At 67.0% G+C, this 14,873-nt stretch carries 17 protein-coding genes; 5 read left to right on the top strand and 12 right to left on the bottom strand.

What is annotated here, in order from left to right:
- Nucleotides 1–18 precede the first annotated feature (18 nt).
- From ACSQ22_RS11315 to ACSQ22_RS11300, 4 genes are read right to left on the bottom strand one after another with little or no spacing between them, the layout of a single operon-like run.
- Nucleotides 19–795, bottom strand: coding sequence for a DeoR/GlpR family DNA-binding transcription regulator (locus tag ACSQ22_RS11315; protein ID WP_436130332.1), 777 nt, complete (start codon nucleotides 793–795; stop codon nucleotides 19–21).
- Between the two features lie 10 nt (nucleotides 796–805).
- The gene (locus ACSQ22_RS11310; RefSeq protein WP_436130331.1) at nucleotides 806–2,473 is read right to left on the bottom strand and encodes an ABC transporter permease subunit; all 1,668 of its coding nucleotides are present in this window, start codon (nucleotides 2,471–2,473) and stop codon (nucleotides 806–808) included.
- On the bottom strand, nucleotides 2,470–3,477 hold the full coding sequence (locus tag ACSQ22_RS11305; RefSeq protein ID WP_108498518.1) for an ABC transporter ATP-binding protein: 1,008 nt from the start codon (nucleotides 3,475–3,477) through the stop codon (nucleotides 2,470–2,472). Before ACSQ22_RS11305 ends, ACSQ22_RS11310 begins: the two co-directional genes overlap by 4 nt.
- Before the next feature lie 52 nt (nucleotides 3,478–3,529).
- Complete coding sequence (locus ACSQ22_RS11300) at nucleotides 3,530–4,555, bottom strand: ABC transporter substrate-binding protein (RefSeq protein ID WP_436130330.1); 1,026 nt, start codon at nucleotides 4,553–4,555, stop codon at nucleotides 3,530–3,532.
- Nucleotides 4,556–4,772: 217 nt separating this feature from the next.
- Between ACSQ22_RS11300 and hisN the strand changes: the two genes are divergently transcribed.
- Both hisN and ACSQ22_RS11290 read left to right on the top strand, forming a co-directional pair.
- Nucleotides 4,773–5,579 (top strand): histidinol-phosphatase, encoded by an 807-nt coding sequence (hisN, locus tag ACSQ22_RS11295; protein WP_436130329.1) that lies wholly within the window; start codon nucleotides 4,773–4,775, stop codon nucleotides 5,577–5,579.
- 32 nt (nucleotides 5,580–5,611) lie between these two features.
- A complete protein-coding gene (locus ACSQ22_RS11290; protein WP_055396419.1) occupies nucleotides 5,612–5,806 on the top strand; it encodes a DUF2905 domain-containing protein in 195 nt (64 codons plus the stop codon).
- An 18-nt stretch (nucleotides 5,807–5,824) separates the two neighbouring features.
- Here the strand turns inward: ACSQ22_RS11290 and otsA are convergent, their stop codons facing one another.
- Genes otsA through otsB form a run of 3 tightly spaced genes read right to left on the bottom strand, consistent with a single transcriptional unit; the run spans nucleotide 5,825 to nucleotide 9,789 of the window.
- Nucleotides 5,825–7,201: an alpha,alpha-trehalose-phosphate synthase (UDP-forming) gene (gene otsA, locus ACSQ22_RS11285; RefSeq protein ID WP_121507649.1), complete on the bottom strand. Its 1,377-nt coding sequence runs from the start codon at nucleotides 7,199–7,201 to the stop codon at nucleotides 5,825–5,827.
- A gap of 48 nt (nucleotides 7,202–7,249) precedes the next feature.
- Nucleotides 7,250–9,055, bottom strand: coding sequence for a glycoside hydrolase family 15 protein (locus ACSQ22_RS11280; RefSeq protein WP_121507648.1), 1,806 nt, complete (start codon nucleotides 9,053–9,055; stop codon nucleotides 7,250–7,252).
- Entirely contained in the window at nucleotides 9,052–9,789 is a 738-nt protein-coding gene (otsB, locus tag ACSQ22_RS11275; RefSeq protein WP_055396426.1) for a trehalose-phosphatase, read from the bottom strand. The genes ACSQ22_RS11280 and otsB overlap by 4 nt, the downstream gene beginning before the upstream one ends.
- A gap of 232 nt (nucleotides 9,790–10,021) precedes the next feature.
- Here otsB and trxC point away from each other — a divergent pair, with 232 nt between their 5' ends.
- On the top strand, nucleotides 10,022–10,459 hold the full coding sequence (gene trxC, locus ACSQ22_RS11270; RefSeq protein WP_436130328.1) for a thioredoxin TrxC: 438 nt from the start codon (nucleotides 10,022–10,024) through the stop codon (nucleotides 10,457–10,459).
- 14 nt (nucleotides 10,460–10,473) lie between these two features.
- Here trxC and ACSQ22_RS11265 read toward each other — a convergent pair whose 3' ends face one another.
- From ACSQ22_RS11265 to ACSQ22_RS11250, 4 genes are read right to left on the bottom strand one after another with little or no spacing between them, the layout of a single operon-like run.
- Nucleotides 10,474–10,947: a DoxX family protein gene (locus ACSQ22_RS11265; protein WP_176888203.1), complete on the bottom strand. Its 474-nt coding sequence runs from the start codon at nucleotides 10,945–10,947 to the stop codon at nucleotides 10,474–10,476.
- Complete coding sequence (locus tag ACSQ22_RS11260; protein ID WP_436130327.1) at nucleotides 10,947–11,729, bottom strand: HvfC/BufC family peptide modification chaperone; 783 nt, start codon at nucleotides 11,727–11,729, stop codon at nucleotides 10,947–10,949. The genes ACSQ22_RS11265 and ACSQ22_RS11260 overlap by 1 nt, the downstream gene beginning before the upstream one ends.
- Nucleotides 11,720–12,571: an MNIO family bufferin maturase gene (gene bufB, locus ACSQ22_RS11255; protein WP_436130326.1), complete on the bottom strand. Its 852-nt coding sequence runs from the start codon at nucleotides 12,569–12,571 to the stop codon at nucleotides 11,720–11,722. Before bufB ends, ACSQ22_RS11260 begins: the two co-directional genes overlap by 10 nt.
- 3 nt (nucleotides 12,572–12,574) lie before the next feature.
- Entirely contained in the window at nucleotides 12,575–12,868 is a 294-nt protein-coding gene (locus tag ACSQ22_RS11250; RefSeq protein WP_436130325.1) for a BufA1 family periplasmic bufferin-type metallophore, read from the bottom strand.
- Between the two features lie 212 nt (nucleotides 12,869–13,080).
- On the opposite strand from ACSQ22_RS11250, the gene ACSQ22_RS11245 reads away from it, so the two are divergent.
- Nucleotides 13,081–13,626 (top strand): sigma-70 family RNA polymerase sigma factor, encoded by a 546-nt coding sequence (locus ACSQ22_RS11245; RefSeq protein WP_426306309.1) that lies wholly within the window; start codon nucleotides 13,081–13,083, stop codon nucleotides 13,624–13,626.
- Nucleotides 13,623–14,264: an NrsF family protein gene (locus ACSQ22_RS11240; protein ID WP_436130324.1), complete on the top strand. Its 642-nt coding sequence runs from the start codon at nucleotides 13,623–13,625 to the stop codon at nucleotides 14,262–14,264. Before ACSQ22_RS11245 ends, ACSQ22_RS11240 begins: the two co-directional genes overlap by 4 nt.
- Nucleotides 14,265–14,299: 35 nt before the next feature.
- On the opposite strand, the gene ACSQ22_RS11235 is transcribed toward ACSQ22_RS11240, so the two are convergent.
- Nucleotides 14,300–14,758, bottom strand: a complete 459-nt coding sequence (locus tag ACSQ22_RS11235; RefSeq protein ID WP_176888209.1) for a GNAT family N-acetyltransferase — start codon at nucleotides 14,756–14,758, stop codon at nucleotides 14,300–14,302.
- Between the last annotated feature and the right edge of the window lie 115 nt (nucleotides 14,759–14,873).

Raw genomic sequence — 14,873 nt, 5'->3', positions numbered from 1 at the left:
TTGCCTCCTGTGAAAGTCTCAGGCCACCACGATGTGGCAGCCCGCTGCCTGCAGTGCCGAGAAGGCGGGCAGGGCGCGGGCGCCTGCGTCGGTGACCAGCGTGCCCACGTCGGCCAGGCTGGCATAGGTCACGCGGCTGGCTTGCCCCACCTTGCTGTGGTCGGCCAGCAAGATCAGCTCCTTGGCCTGCGCAGCCATGGCGCGGGCGATGGCGGCCTCGTGGTGTTCAAAGCTGGTGGCGCCACTGTGCACGCTGATGCCCACGGGCGAGAGCAGGGCCACATCGGCGCGGTAGCGGTGGATTTCGGCCACGGTGGTGTCGCCGTGCGTGGCCTGTACGGCAGGGTCGGTGCGGCCACCGAGCAGGATCACGTCGTTGCGCGTGTTGCGCCCGGCGTCGGCCGCAGCGAGCTTGAGCGCCACGTTCAGCCCGTTGGTAATGATGGTCAGGCCCGACAGGCTCGACAACGCTTCGGCCAGCAGGGTGGTGGTGCTGCCCGCATCAATGAACAGCGTTTGCCCCGGCTGCAGCAGCTGTAGGGCGGCGCGGGCGATGGCGCGCTTTTCGCGCTCGCGCACCGCCTGGCGTACGGCCAGCGGGGGTTCGGGCTCTGGCCCCTGGGCCACCACGCCCCCGTGCACGCGCCGCAGAATGCCCTGCGACTCCAGCGCGAGGATGTCGCGGCGGACAGTTTCGCGCGACACATCCAGGTCTTGCGCAATGCGCTCCGTGCTCACACGCGAGAGCGTGGACAGCAGGGTGCGGATGCGGAGGAAACGTTCTTCTTGCAGCATGGTGGCGATGTTAGGCGGGCTTGGAACCTGGTTTTCGGCGCTGCGTGCCAAAGTGCAGCAGCAACGCCAGCGACCCCACCACCGCCATGATGCAGGTAGAGAACGCTGCCGCCTGCGAGGTCAGCCCCGCTTCATCCAGCCGCATCACCGTCACCGCCCCCATCGGCAGCGAGGGCGTGATAAGGAAAATCACCGCCGACAGCGTGACCATGGAGCGCATGAACAAGAACACCAGCACCGCCAGCAGCGTGGGCAGCAGCGCGGGCAGGTACACATCGCGCAGCACGCGGGCGGTGCTGCCGCCCAGTACGGTGGTGGCGTCTTCCAGCGTGGTGGGCACGTTGCGCATGCCGGTCATCATGGTCATGAAGCCCTGCGTGTGGTAGTGGTAGTAATTGCACAGCGCCAGCAAAATGGCCGTGCCATACAGCATGCCCCAGGGCCAGGTGGCGGTGTTGAAGGTGAACACATAGGCCAGCCCCAGCACCAGGCCGGGCACGCCCACCGGCAAGGCCGACAGCGCCGTGGCCGCCTGCGCCAGCCGTCCCGGCAGGCGGCGGATGCCAAAGCACAGCACGAACAGCATCGCCGTGCCCACGCTGGCGGCCAGGGCCGACACCCAGACCGAGGTCCACAGCGGCGCATAGCCCCCCGCAATGGTGATGTCGTAGTGCTTGAGTGTGAGGTCCAGCCGGTAGGGCCACAGCCGGATGAAGCTGGCCACCACCACCGTGAGCACCAGAGCCACGATGCTGCCCGCAATGCCCATGCAGGCGATGAAGAACGCGGCATCGCGCCCTGGGCGGCGGTTGGGCGTGGGCGGCAGGGCCGATTCGGCCCCTGCCCCGGCGCGCTGTGCAGCCATGCGTTCGATGAACACCGACAACGCGGCGGGCGCCAGCAGCAGCATGCCCACCACCGCGCCCATGCCAAACTTCATCTGCCCGCTGACCTGGTTGTAGATCTCGGTGGCCAGCACGGCAAAGTTGCCGCCAATGACCACGGCGTTGCCAAAGTCGGTGATGGTGATGGTGAACACCACAAACCCCGCGCTCAGCAGGCCGTAGCGGGCCTGCGGCAGCGTGATGTCGCAAAACTGCCGCCAGGGCGTGGCGCCGAGCACCTCGGCGGCGTCGTACTGCCGGGCATCGCCCTGGCGCAGCGCGGTGCGCACGATGAGCACGGCCTGCGGCAGTGCATAGAGAACGTCTGCAATCAGCAGGCCCCAAAAACCATAGATTTCGGGCCGCACGCCCAGCATCTTGCCCACGATGCCGTTGCGCCCCAGCAAAAAGATGAGGCCCAGCCCCAGCACCAGCGAGGGCGCCAGCATGGGCAGGGCCAGCGCACCGGCCACAAAGCGGCGGCCCGGCATGCCGGTGCGCTCCAGCCCAAACGCCACCACAAAGGCCAGCACCAGCGTGACGGCCGTGGTTACGGCGCCCAGCAGCAGACTGTTGGCCAGGGCCCGCCACACGCCCGGGGTGTCGAGCAGCGCGGCGTAGTTGCCCCAGCCGATGCCGCCCGTGTCCTGCACCAGGCTGCGCCAGGCAATGGCCAGCATGGGCACGCCAAAGAACAGCACCAGCGCGGCCAGCGGCAGCAGCAGGCAGGCGCGCAGCAGCCAGCGTTCGCTGGCGTGCATGGGTGGCAGGTGGGGGGCGGCAGTGGTGCTCATGCGTGCACCCAGGCGCAGTCCTGTGCGCTCACCGAGATGTCCACGTTCTGGCCCGCCTCCCAGGTGCTGGCGCTGCTGGATTCGGCCAGCAGGTCCAGGTCGTTCCAGCGCAGCTGCACCCGCTGGATGCTGCCCAGGAAGGTGGTGCCGGTGACGCGGCCCGCACCCTGCGCGCTGGCTTGCAGCTGCAGGCGTTCGGGGCGGATGCACAGCAGGGCCGATTCGGGCGCCATGCCTTCGGGGGCCCCGCCCAGCGCGGGCTGCAGCAGCCGTGCCTGGGCGGGCGGCAGCAGGTTGCTGTGTCCCATGAAGTTGGCCACGAAGCGGGTGCGCGGTGCCAGGTACAGCTCGCGCGGCGAGCCCGCCTGTGCAATGCGCCCACCCTGCATGCAGACGATGCGGTCGGCCATGGCCAGGGCTTCTTCCTGGTCGTGCGTGACCATGATGGTGGGAATGCCCAGGCGGCGCTGCACCTCGCGCAGCTCATGGCGCAGGTCGGCGCGCACGCGGGCGTCCAGGGCCGACAGGGGTTCGTCGAGCAGCAGCAGCGAAGGGTTCACCGCCAGGGCCCGCGCTATGGCCACGCGCTGCTGCTGGCCGCCCGACAGCTGCGCCGGGTAGCGCCCGCCATAGTCGGCCAGCTTCACCATGTCCAGCAGCTCGGCCGTGCGCGCCTGCACCACGTCGGGCGGTGTGCGGCGGATGGCCAGGCCGTAGCCCACGTTCTGCGCCACCGTCATGTGCGGGAACAGCGAGTACGACTGGAACACGATGCCAAAGCCCCGGTCGCGCGCCGGCAGCGTGGCCAGGTCACGGCCGCCCAGCGTGATGCGGCCGCCATCGGCAGGCAGCAGCCCCGCGATGATGCGCAGCAGCGTGGTCTTGCCGCAGCCGCTGGGGCCCAGCAGGCACACGAACTCCGAGGCGCCCACGGCGAGGTGGATGCGTTCGAGCGCGACCTGGCCGTCAAAGCTCTTGTGCAGGTCGGTGATCTGCAGGGACATGGTGTGTGGTCCTCGGGGAGTACGGTTCAGTGCAGCGGTTCGGTACAGCGGCTCAGCGGCCGATGGTCTTTTGCCAGGTGCCCAGGATCGCGTCGCGTTCCTTGGCGGACTTGGCGAAGTCCATGGGGTAGAGCACCTTGGAGAGGTCGGCGGGCAGGCCTGCCGCTGCAGCCGCCTTGGATTGCGGCACGCCGGGCACGGTGACGATTTCCTTGTACTTGGTGTAGAGCTGTGCTGCGCCGGGCGACAGCGTCCAGTCCAGAAAGCGCTTGGCGTCGGCCTTGTTCTTGGAGCTGGCCATCAGGCCCGAGGCTTCCAGCTCATAGCCCGCGCCGTCGGTGGGGATCACCATCTTGACCGGATAGCCCTCGTCCACCGACTGCATGGCCGCAAACGCCAGCGAGGTGCCAATTGCAAACTCACCCGCCCGCGCGGCCTTGCAGGGGCGCGAGCCCGACTTGATGTACTGCGCCACGTTGCCGTCCATGGCCTTGATGAGCTTCCAGCCCTCGTCATTGCCGCGCGACTGGATCAGCGCGGCAATCTGCAGGTAGCCCGTGCCCGAGGACACCGGGTTGGGCATGACGACCTCGCCCTTGTAGATGGGGTTGGTGAGGTCCTTCCACGACGTGGGCATGGCCAGCTTCTTGGCCTTGAGTACCTCGGTGTTCACGCAGAACGCGGCCATGTAGCCGGTGGTGGTGAACCATTTGCCGTCGGCGGCCTTGTCCTTGGCGGCCAGCTTGTCGCTGCCCTTGGGGGTGTAGGGCTCCAGCAGTGCGGTGATGCGCGGGTCCAGCGTGTTGGTCAGCGCCCAGCCCCAGATCACATCGTGCTGCGGGTTGGCAGCTTCGGCCAGGATGCGCGCGCCCAGGTCGCCCGTGGACAGGCGCAGGACCTTCACATCCACATCGGGCAAGTCCTTTTTGGCGGCGGCCAGGTATTCCTTGATCTCGTCTTCTTCGAGCGCGGTGTAGGCCGTGACGGTGCCCGCCTGGGCGGCGGTCAGCCCGCAGGCCAATGCGCCCAGCACGGGCAGCAGGCGCAGGGCGGCAAAGAGGGAGGAGCGAGTGCGCATGAATTTCTCCAGAACGGTGCGTTGCCAAAAAACAGTGCGGGGTCACCGCAGGCCAGGGGGTTTGTTCACCAAAGTTGTGCGTTTTATTGCACTTGTGCAAATTATTGTTTTTGCACGAAAATGCACAAGCACTAAATATGCCAACCCGCTCATGCCGAGTGGAAGGCCCTTTTTCATTGCCCAACCACTGCCCGGACCTCTTCCCTTGACCCTTCCCATGAACACTTTGCCAACCCCCGTTTCCCCCTTCCTGGCCCTGGCGCACGCCCTGGTCGATGCGGCCCGTGTGCACTCGCTGCGGTACTTCCGCACCCCGCTGGATGTGCTGACCAAATCGGACGAGAGCCCGGTCACCATCGCCGACCGCGAGGCCGAGGCCGCGATGCGCGCGGTGCTGCAGGCGCAGGCGCCCACGCACGGCATCCTGGGCGAGGAGCATGGCCGCGAGCGGCTGGACGCCGAGTACGTGTGGGTGATCGACCCCATCGACGGCACCAAGAGCTTCATCACCGGATCGCCGCTGTGGGGCACGCTGGTGGCGCTGCTGCACCAGGGCCAGCCCGTGCTGGGGCTCATGGATTTGCCGGTGCTGGGTGAGCGCTGGACGGGGCTGGCAGGCCAGCTGACGCAGTGCAATGGCCAGCCTGTGCGGGCCAGCGGGTGTGAACAACTGGCGCAGGCCCGCATCTACACCACGTCGCCGGATGCCTTTGGTGCGGCCGACTGGCAGTGCTTTGATGCGCTGAGCCGCCAGTGCGCGCTGCGGCGGTTTGGTGGCGACTGCTATGCCTATGCCCAGCTGGCGGGCGGGCATGTGGACCTGGTGGTGGAGGCGGGGCTGCAGCCGTACGACTACCTCTCGCTGGTCTGCCTGGTGGAGGGCGCGGGCGGGCGCATTACCGACTGGCAGGGCCGCGCGCTCACGGTGGCATCGGATGGGCGCGTGGTGGCGGCTGCCACGCCGCAGTTGCATGCCCAGGCGCTGGCCCTGCTGGCTGACCGGGTCGACCGGGCCACGGCGTAGCCGAATGCGGTGGCGCCTACACTCGGCGCACCATGTTCCGCTGGCTCCTCGTCATTCTCCTGGCCCTGATGTTCATCAGCTGGCTCACACCGCTGCTGCGCCGCCTGGGCTTTGGGCGCCTGCCGGGGGACTTCCGGTTCCGCTGGCTGGGGCGCGACTGGGATGTGCCGCTGGCGTCCACGCTGCTGCTGAGCTTCGTGGTCAGCCTGATCACCAAGCTGTTGTAACGGGCCGCAGCTGGGCGGCTACCCCGCCGCCTGCAATGCGTCCAGAAACGCCTTGCGCCACCAGTGCACGTCGTGCTGGCGTATACGGGCCATCAGCTTTTGATGGCGCGCCTGCCGCTCCACCAGCGGCATCTGCAATGCCTGCTGGATGCTGTCGGCCATGCCTTGGGTGTCGTAGGGGTTCACCAGCAGCGCTTCTTTCAGCTGCTCGGCCGCACCGGCAAAGCGTGACAACACCAGCACGCCCGGGTCGTCCGGGTCTTGCGCCACCACGTACTCCTTGGCCACCAGGTTCATGCCGTCGCGCAGTGGCGTGACCAGCCCCACGGCGGCGGCGCGGCACAGGCCCGGAACCCGCTTGCGGGCCACCATGCGGTGGATGTAGCGCACGGGCATCCAGTCCAGTTCGCCATAGTCGCCGTTGACGGCGCCACACAGACCTTCCAGCTCCTGGCGCAGGTCGGCATAGGCGTTGACGTCGTCGCGCGTGGGCGAGGCGATCATGATGAGCGTGGCGCTGTCGCGGTTTTCCGGGTAGCGGTCCAGCAGTTCGCGAAAGGCCCGCACACGTTGCGGAATGCCCTTGGAGTAGTCGAGCCGGTCAATGCCCAGCAGCAGGCGCCTGCGTGAATACTCGTCGCGCATGTTCTCGTAGGTTTCCACCGCGTCGGGCGCGTGCGTGAGGCGTGTGAATTCGTCCACGTCGATGCCGATGGGAAAGGACTGCACCACCACGGTGGCTCCAAAGGCGCGCACGCGCTTTTCGTCCACCTCTTCCGCGCTGCCTTCGTTGCGCACATAGCGCGTGAAATGCGACACGTCGGCCTCGCTCTGCAGACCCACCAGGTCGTAGGCAAACAGCGAGCGCATCAGCCATTCGTGCTGCGGGATGGCCGCCATGATGAGCGGCGGCGGCATGGGAATGTGCAGAAAGAACCCGATGCGCTGCTTGCAGCCCATGGCCCGCAGCTCGGCCGCCAGCGGGATCAAGTGGTAGTCGTGCACCCAGATCACGTCGTCGTCGCGCAGCAGTGGCAGCAGCTTGCGCGCAAACATCTGGTTCACGCGGCGGTAGCCCGCGATGTAGCTGGCGTTGAAGTCGGCCAGGTCCAGTCGGTAATGGAACACCGGCCACAGCACGCTGTTGCTGTAGCCATGGTAGTAGCTGTCGTGGTCTTCGCGGCACAGGTCCACGGTGGCCAGGGTGACGGCACCTGCCTGTCGGGTGTGCAGTTCGCCCTCGCCGGGTGTGCCGCCTTCGACCACGGTGCCGCTCCAGCCGAACCAGAGGCCCCCGGTCTGGTTCAGGGCTTCGCCCAGGGCGACGGCCAGGCCGCCGGCGGCGGGTTTTCGGGGGTCTGCAAGGCGGTTGGAGATGACAACAAGACGGCTCATGGGTTCATCATCGTTGTGGATCGCCCCGGGCCGCTGTCGGACAGTGCCTCAAATCACGCTGTCCCAGGGGGCCGACAGGCGCACGGCGGCGTTGATGACGCCCACCATGGAGTAGGTCTGTGGAAAGTTGCCCCACATTTCCTGGGTCTCGGGGTGTGTGTCTTCGGACAGCAGGCCCAGCGGATTGCGGGCGGCCAGCATGGTCTCGAAGATGGCGCGGGCCTCGGCCTTGCGGCCAATGCGCGCCAGCGCGTCGATGCGCCAGAAGGTGCAGATGTTGAAGGCCGTCTCGGGCTTGCCGAAGTCGTCGGCCGCCTCGTAGCGGCGCATGTAGGGGCCATCGCACAGGCTCTTTTCCATGGCCTCCACGGTGCTCACAAAGCGTGGGTCCTTGGGGTCGATCAGGCCCACCTCGGCCATCAGCAGCACGCTCGCATCGAGTTCATGGCCGCCGAAACTCTCCGCGAACGCCTGGCGCGCTTCGCACCAGGATTTGTCGAGGATCTCGGCGCGCATGCGGTCGGCATGCTGCTGCCAGTGGCTGGTACGGTCGGCCAGCTGCAGGGTGGCGGCGATCTTGGCCAGCCGGTCGCAGGCTGCCCAGCTCATCAGCGCGGACGAGGTGTGCACCCTGGCGCGCGTGCGCAGCTCCCACATGCCGGCGTCGGGCTGGCCATACACACGCACCGCATTCTCGCCCACCTGTTCCAGCCGCGTGAACTCGGCCAGGCCCGCACGGTGCAGCAGGCGGTGGTCGTGGAACGCCTGGGCTGCGCCCAGCACGATGTTGCCGTACACATCGTGCTGAAAATGCTCGGCCGCCTGGTTGCCCACGCGCACCGGGCCCATGCCCCGGTAGCCCGCCAGCTGCGGCACAAGGCTCTCGGGCAGTTCTTGCTCCAGGCCAATACCGTACAGCGGCTGGATGTGGCCATCGCCGCCTTCCACCACCACGTTGCTGAGCCAGCGCAGGTAGTCCTCCATGGTGCCCACTTCGGAGATGCTGTTGAGCGCGCGCACCACGAAGAACGCATCGCGCAGCCAGCAGTAGCGGTAGTCCCAGTTGCGGCCGCTGTGGGCGGATTCGGGGATGCTGGTGGTCATGGCGGCCACGATGGCGCCGGTGTCTTCGTACAGCGAAAGCTTGAGCGTGATGGCCGCGCGGATCACGGCCTCCTGCCACTCCAGCGGCACGGCCAGAGCGCGGGTCCAGCTGCGCCAGTAGGAGGTGGTCTCCTGCTCAAACAGGCGCGCGGTGTCGGCAATGCCCTCCACCAGCGTCTCGTCCGCCCCCAGCAGAAAGTTGTGTTCGCGTGTGAGCACAAATGCCTGGCCCGACAGCACATGCGACACCGGCGCATCGGTGGACAGGCGCAGCGTCATGCTCTCGCCCACGTAGCGGATGTGGTTGCTGCCGCGTGTGATCTCGGGGGTAGTCTGGCCCCAGTCGTAGCGCACCTTGAGCGCCACACGGATGCGCGGCGCACCCTGGATGGGGCGCACCCGGCGCACCAGCGTCATGGGGCGAAAGTAGCGCGAGCGGCTGTAAAAGCGCGGCGCAAAATCGGTGATCTCGATGCCGTGGCCCGCCTTGTCAAACAGCTGCGTGCGCAGGATGGCGGTGTTCGGCTCGTACCACTGGTGGGCCGATGCCAGGTCTTCCAGTTCGATCGCGAAGTGGCTGCCTTCGTCGCCGGGCTGCAGCAGGGCGTTGAACACCGGGTCGCCATCAAAACGGGGCAGGCAGCACCACACCATGCGGGCGTGGTTGTCGATCAGTGCGCTGATGGCGCAGTTGCCGATCATCCCGAGGTTGAGTGAGCCCGCTTGGGGATCGTTGGCTGCCGTGTTCATCGTTCGCGCTCCAAGGTCGTGCGTGCAGAAGACAGCCAGCCGCGCAAGGCGGCGGATGTCATGCAGCGGTGTTGTGCCATGGTCGGCCCTTCGCCCACCTTGATGCCCCAGCCGCCCAGTGCCTGAACGGCGGCAAAGCCAGCCTCATCGGTGACGTCATCTCCCACAAAGACTGGGGTGCGCCCGGCAAAGGGGGCCTGTGTCATGAAATCGAGAATGGCCTGGCCTTTGTGGACGCCCCGGGGCTTCACTTCAAAGACACATTTGCCGCGCAGCAGTTCCACACCCTCCACCTGCTGCATGGCGCGCACGAGGGTGTCGTGGCACAACCCTTCCAGGTGGGGGGCCTGGCGGTAGTGCAGGGCCACGCTCGCGCGCTTGGGCTCTACCAGCAACCCCGGATAGTGCGCCGCAAGGTCGTACGCAGCCCGCAGAACGTTCTCCAGGTCTGGCGGCAGAACGGCAGGGTGGGATGTGTCGGTCAGTCGGTATTGGGCACCATGCTCGCTGGCCAGCGGCAGGTGCAGCGGGGCCAGAAATCCGTCGATGTCGGCCTCAGGCCGCCCGGTCACGATGGCCAGCGCGCCGTCCAGATGGGTGTACAGCGATGACAGCGTGGGGACCAGCCCGGAAGCGATGCGCACCGCCTCGGGGCGCGGCGCCAGCTCGGTGAGGGTGCCGTCAAAGTCCAGAAAAAGCGCATGGGCAGTTGTCAGTAGGGGGAGCAGCTGCATGGGCGAAACCTTATCAGACGCGGTGAAGCTGACCCGGGTGAAAGGGTGTTTCAGCGCTGGTAAACGCGCGCAAGGTGTGCGACGGGGTGCAACACCAAGTCCCCAGGACTGCCAAGCCCGCTCTTGAAACGCCCGGCTTGTGCCGCCATGTGTAAGAACCTGTTGCGATCCCCGAAAAGATCTTGAACAGGTTCTAAGAGGCCCGCTTTTTGCTCACACCGATTGCCGCACCATGACCGAAGCCCTGCACATCGTCTGCCCCCATTGCCACACCACCAATCGCGTGCAGCGCGCCGACCTGGGCAACGCGCCCGATTGCGGAAAGTGCCATCAGCGCCTTTTCGCGGGGGCGCCGCTGGAGCTGGATGCCACCAGTTTTGACAAGCATGTGGTGCGCAGCCACATCCCCGTGCTGGTGGACTTCTGGGCGCCCTGGTGCGGGCCTTGCCGCCAGATGGCCCCGGCCTTTGCGCAGGCCGCCCGCGAGCTGGAGCCGCGTGTGCGCCTGGCCAAGCTCAACACCGAAGACCACCATGCCATCGCGGCGCGCTATGCGATCCGCAGCATTCCGACCATGATTTTGTTTCAGCAGGGGCGCGAAGTGGCGCGCGTTTCGGGTGCGCTGGGGGCTGCGGACATCGTGCGCTGGGTGCAAACAGCGGCAGTTTAAAGAAGACAGACGCCTCAACGAATTCCGAGTGCCCGGTCCAGTGACACGTTGCCTGCGCCGCGCCCCACCAGGTACAGCATCAGCCCCGCCCATGACAGGTGCGTGGGCCAGGCATCGGGGTACACGAACACCTGGATGACCAGCGTCATGCCCAGCAAGGCCAGGGCCGACAGGCGCGTGAGCAGGCCCAGCACCAGAAGAACAGGGAACAGATGCTCTGCCACGGTGGCCATCTGCGCCGCCAGCTCGGGTGGCAGCAGGGGCAGCTTGTACTCGTCGCGGAACAGCGCATAGGCGCTGTCTGAGATGGTGAACCACCCCTCGACTTTGGTGCGCGCTGAAAGCCAGAAGATGCCTGCAATTGCCACGCGGTTGACCATCGCCAGCAGGCTGTGCGGGGTGAGCGAGGTGGCTGCATCGGCCAGGCGCGCCAACAGCTTGCGCTGGCCTTTGGCGGGTGCAGTGGGGAAATGTGTGCTGGTGGTCATCAGGGGCTCCTTGGCCTCGGTGTGAATTGGTGTGGGTCGGTGGGTATCAATGCGCCTGCGTCCAGCAAGGAGCCCATCAGGGCCGCAAAGTCTGCGGTGGGCTCGGCCGCAAGGGCTGAAGTGGCGGCGGCCTCCAGCGTCTGGCCTTGGGCGCAGGCGTCCAAAAAGGCCACTCCGGCGCGCGACAGTGGGCGCCACGTCACGGGTGCGTGGGGCCGGGTGAGCAAGGCCCCATCGCCGGTCCAGTCCAGCGGCTCTGTGGGGAGCAGACCTTCGCGGTGGCTCTGCCACAACGCGTAGGCGGGATGCTCGTCGCACCAGGCCCAGCGTGCGGCGGGGTGGGGGCGCAGTTGCACCAGGGGCAATGTATCGGGCGCCTGCTGTGCCAGCCAGTTGCGGTCCACAGCGGTGGCGTCTGCCGCCAGATGGCATTCGGTCCAGCCGCGGTCCAGGCGTGCCACGGCCGGCAGGTAAGGCAGCTCGGCCGCTGGTGCAAAACCGGCCAGAAAGTCAGCAAACCCCGCGCCGTAGTCCATCAGCAGTCCGTCAGCCGGCGGCTGCGTGCGGGCATACACCGCAGCGGTGGCGCGAAACCATTCTTCGCCCACCAGCTGGCACACCGTGGGGTAGCTGGCCTGCAGGGCATCAATGCAGCCCTTGAGCACGGTGTTGCGGTACACGGCAAAGCCGGGCTGGGATTCCAGCGCAGACAGCCACGGTGCGTGCTCGGCATGGCCGAGCAACGCGGCAGAGAAGCCGTCCTGGAATGCGCTCAGCTGCATGCTGCCTCCTCGGGCTGCGCCGCTGTGAGCGCGTTGTGGGCCTTGTCGCGCTCGGCCAGCAGTTCGCTGAAGGCGGGCAGATTGTCGTCGCGTTCGATGAGGGTGGGCACGGGGCCTGTGCGCGCGATCACCTGCTCGTACAGCGCCCACACCACCGGGGCGATGGACGCGTCGTGGCTGTCGATCAGCAGGGCATCGCCATGCACCGGGTCGGCATGGTGGCCCGCCAGGTGGATTTCGGCCACGGCGTGCAGGGGAAAGGCGTCGAGGTAGGTCTGCGCGTCAAAGCCCAGGTTGTTGGCACTGACGTACACGTTGTTCAAGTCCAGCAGCAGGGCGCAGCCAGTCCGCTGCACCAGCTCGGTCAGAAATTCGGTCTCAAGCCAGTCGTGGCCGTCGATGTGCAGGTAGTGCGTGGGGTTCTCGATGGCGATGGGGCGCTGCAGCGCATCCTGCGTTCGGGCGATGTTGTCTACGATGCGGTGCAAGGCGGCCTGCGTGCGCGGAAACGGCAGCAGGTCGGGCAGGTACTGCCCGCGCCACTTGGACCATGCCAAGTGCTCCGAGATGATGACTGGCTCCACCCGCCTTGCAAGGGCTGCGAGTCGCGCCAGGTGTGCCGCGTCGGGCGGAGTATCGGCAGCAAGCGACAGCGATACGCCGTGCAGCGCCACGGGGTGGCGCGCGCGGATGGCCTCCAGCCAGGCCAGGCGGGGGCCACCCTCGGCCAGATAGTTTTCGGGGTGCACCTCCCACCACAGACCCGTGGCGGTGCAGTGCAGCGCCTCGTCATAGTGCTGGGGCTTGAGGCCCAGGCCGGCGGTGAAAGGGCACAGGGCCATCGGTCAGGCCTTGATGGGGGTGAGCGAGCCCATGCCCTTGGGCGTCTTGATCGTGGTGCAGGTGCCTGCGGGCACAAACTTCCAGGCGTTGCCCTGGTAGTCCACCTTGGCGGAGCCCGCACAGGTGGTGCCGGGACCGGCGGCGCAGTCGTTCTTGCCAGCCATCGAGACGCCGTAGCACTTCTCCATGGCGGGTTTGGCGCCGTCCATGGGGACGGAGGTGGTTTGGGCCATGGCGGCGCCAGAGGTCAGGGCTACAAGGGCAAGGGCGCCGAGGCTGAGGGTGCGAGTGGTCATGGTACGGTTCTCCGAGGGTTGGGTCAGGGTTGAATCCGATCGGGGTGCGGCGAGAGGCCACGTTGAACTGCCCGATCTGCGTTGTAATTCGCGCAGCGCAGCTTGCGGGTTACAGCGCTGTACAGAAAATTTCGGAGCGGCATGGCGAAACATTTTTTGCGATGCCTGTAACCCAATGGCTCCGGCATACGAATTTCCTGCAGGGAGACACCATGGAGAGTGTGGAAGAACGCCTGCGCGGCTTGTTGATGCAGGGGCTGGATGCCGACGCAGCCGCCTACCAGCGCTTTTTGAAAGAGCTGAGCGCCCACCTGCGCGCCTTTTTGCGCCGCCGCCTGGCGCAGCGGCCCGATGAGGTGGAAGACCTGGTGCAGGAGACGCTGCTGGCGGTGCACAACCAGCGCCACACCTACCGGCCCGAGATGCCGGTGACGGCCTGGGCACACGCGATTGCGCGCTACAAGCTCATCGACTGGCTGCGCTCGCATGCCGTCAAAGAGGGGCGCAACGACCCGCTGGACGATGCCGACGAGTTGTTTGCCAGCAGCGACAGCGAGGCCGCCGAAGCCCGGCGGGACCTGGGGCAGTTGCTGCGCACGCTGCCCGACAAGCAGCGGCTGCCGATTGAGTATGTGAAATTGGAAGGTTTGTCGGTGGTCGAGACGGCGCGCCTCACGGGGCTGTCGGAATCGGCTGTCAAAGTCGGCGTGCACCGGGGGCTCAAGGCCCTGGCCGCCAAGATCAGGGGAATGGCATGAAAACCGATGAATTGATCCACCTGCTGGCCACCGATGACCGGCCGGTGCAGCGCAACGCGATAGAGCAGCGCTTTGTGGTGGCCGCACTGGCGGGCATTGCCGGCGCCGGGGTGCTGATGCTGGCCCTGTTCGGTCTGCGCCCTGATCTGCTGGCCACCATGGCGCTGCCCATGTTCTGGGGCAAGCTGGTGTTTGCCGCCGCGCTCGCTGCTGCCGGGCTGGCGCTGCTGCGCCGCATGGCCCGCCCGGGCATGGCGCTGGGCCATGCAGCCCTGTGGCTGACCGTGCCGCCGCTGGTGCTGTGGGCCATGGCCTTGTGGGCGTTGTCGCAGGTGTCCGCCGCAGAGCGCATGCCGCTCATCCTGGGCAGCACCTGGCGCACCTGCCCGTTCAACATCGCGGCGCTGTCGGTGCCGGCATTTGTTGCAGGCTTTTGGGCCCTCAAGGGCGCTGCCCCCACGCGCCTGGTGTGGACGGGTGCGGGCGCTGGTTTGCTGGCGGGTGCGCTGGGCGCCTTGGTGTACGCCCTGCATTGCCCCGAAATGGCCACACCCTTCCTGGCTGTCTGGTATGTGGCGGGCATGGCCATCCCGACTGCGCTGGGGGCGGTGCTGGGGCCGCGCCTGCTGCGCTGGTGAGGGGGCGCGGCAAGTGTGCCAAGCGCCCTGGTGGTTCAGGCGCTGACGCGTTTGTTGTAGGCGCGGAAAACCGTGTCCAGCGTCCAGCCCAGCGATTCGTAGAGGGACTGCGCTGTGGTGTTGGTGTGCGCTGTGGTCAGGTCCATGCGCACCTTTCCATGGGTGCGGGCCGTGGCTTCTGCTGCCATCAGCAAGCTGCGCCCGGCGCCTGTTTTGCGGGCCGCGGGGGCCACGAACAGGTCGTACAGCGTGTAGATAGGGGCGGCCTCCACCGAGCAGAACGTGGGGTAGAGCTGGCAAAAGCCTACCGCCGTTTGCGACGCATCCAGCGCCAGCAGGATCACCGACTCTTCACGCTCTAACCGCTCCGCGATGAAGGCCTTCGCTCCGGCCAGGTCTGGCGCCTGCTCGTAGAACTGCCGGTAGGCATCAAACAGCGGCGCGACGGTGTCAGCGTCGGCCGGGGTGGCAAGGCGGATGTGAACAGTGGTCATGGAGACGTTGGGATGGCTGTGCGGGCGCGAAACTGCACCAGATTCTTGCAAGGCTGTACCCCGGATGGAATACAGGCGGACGCGGATTGTAGGAGGGGCTGTCCGCGTCTTGGGC

Origin of the sequence: Acidovorax sp. LjRoot38, assembly GCF_964252975.1 — a bacterium.
In the GTDB taxonomy this organism is placed as follows: Bacteria; Pseudomonadota; Gammaproteobacteria; order Burkholderiales; family Burkholderiaceae_C; genus Acidovorax; species Acidovorax facilis.
The sequence above is the reverse complement of the archived record's forward strand: the minus strand, read 5'-3'. Positions and strand labels throughout refer to the sequence as shown.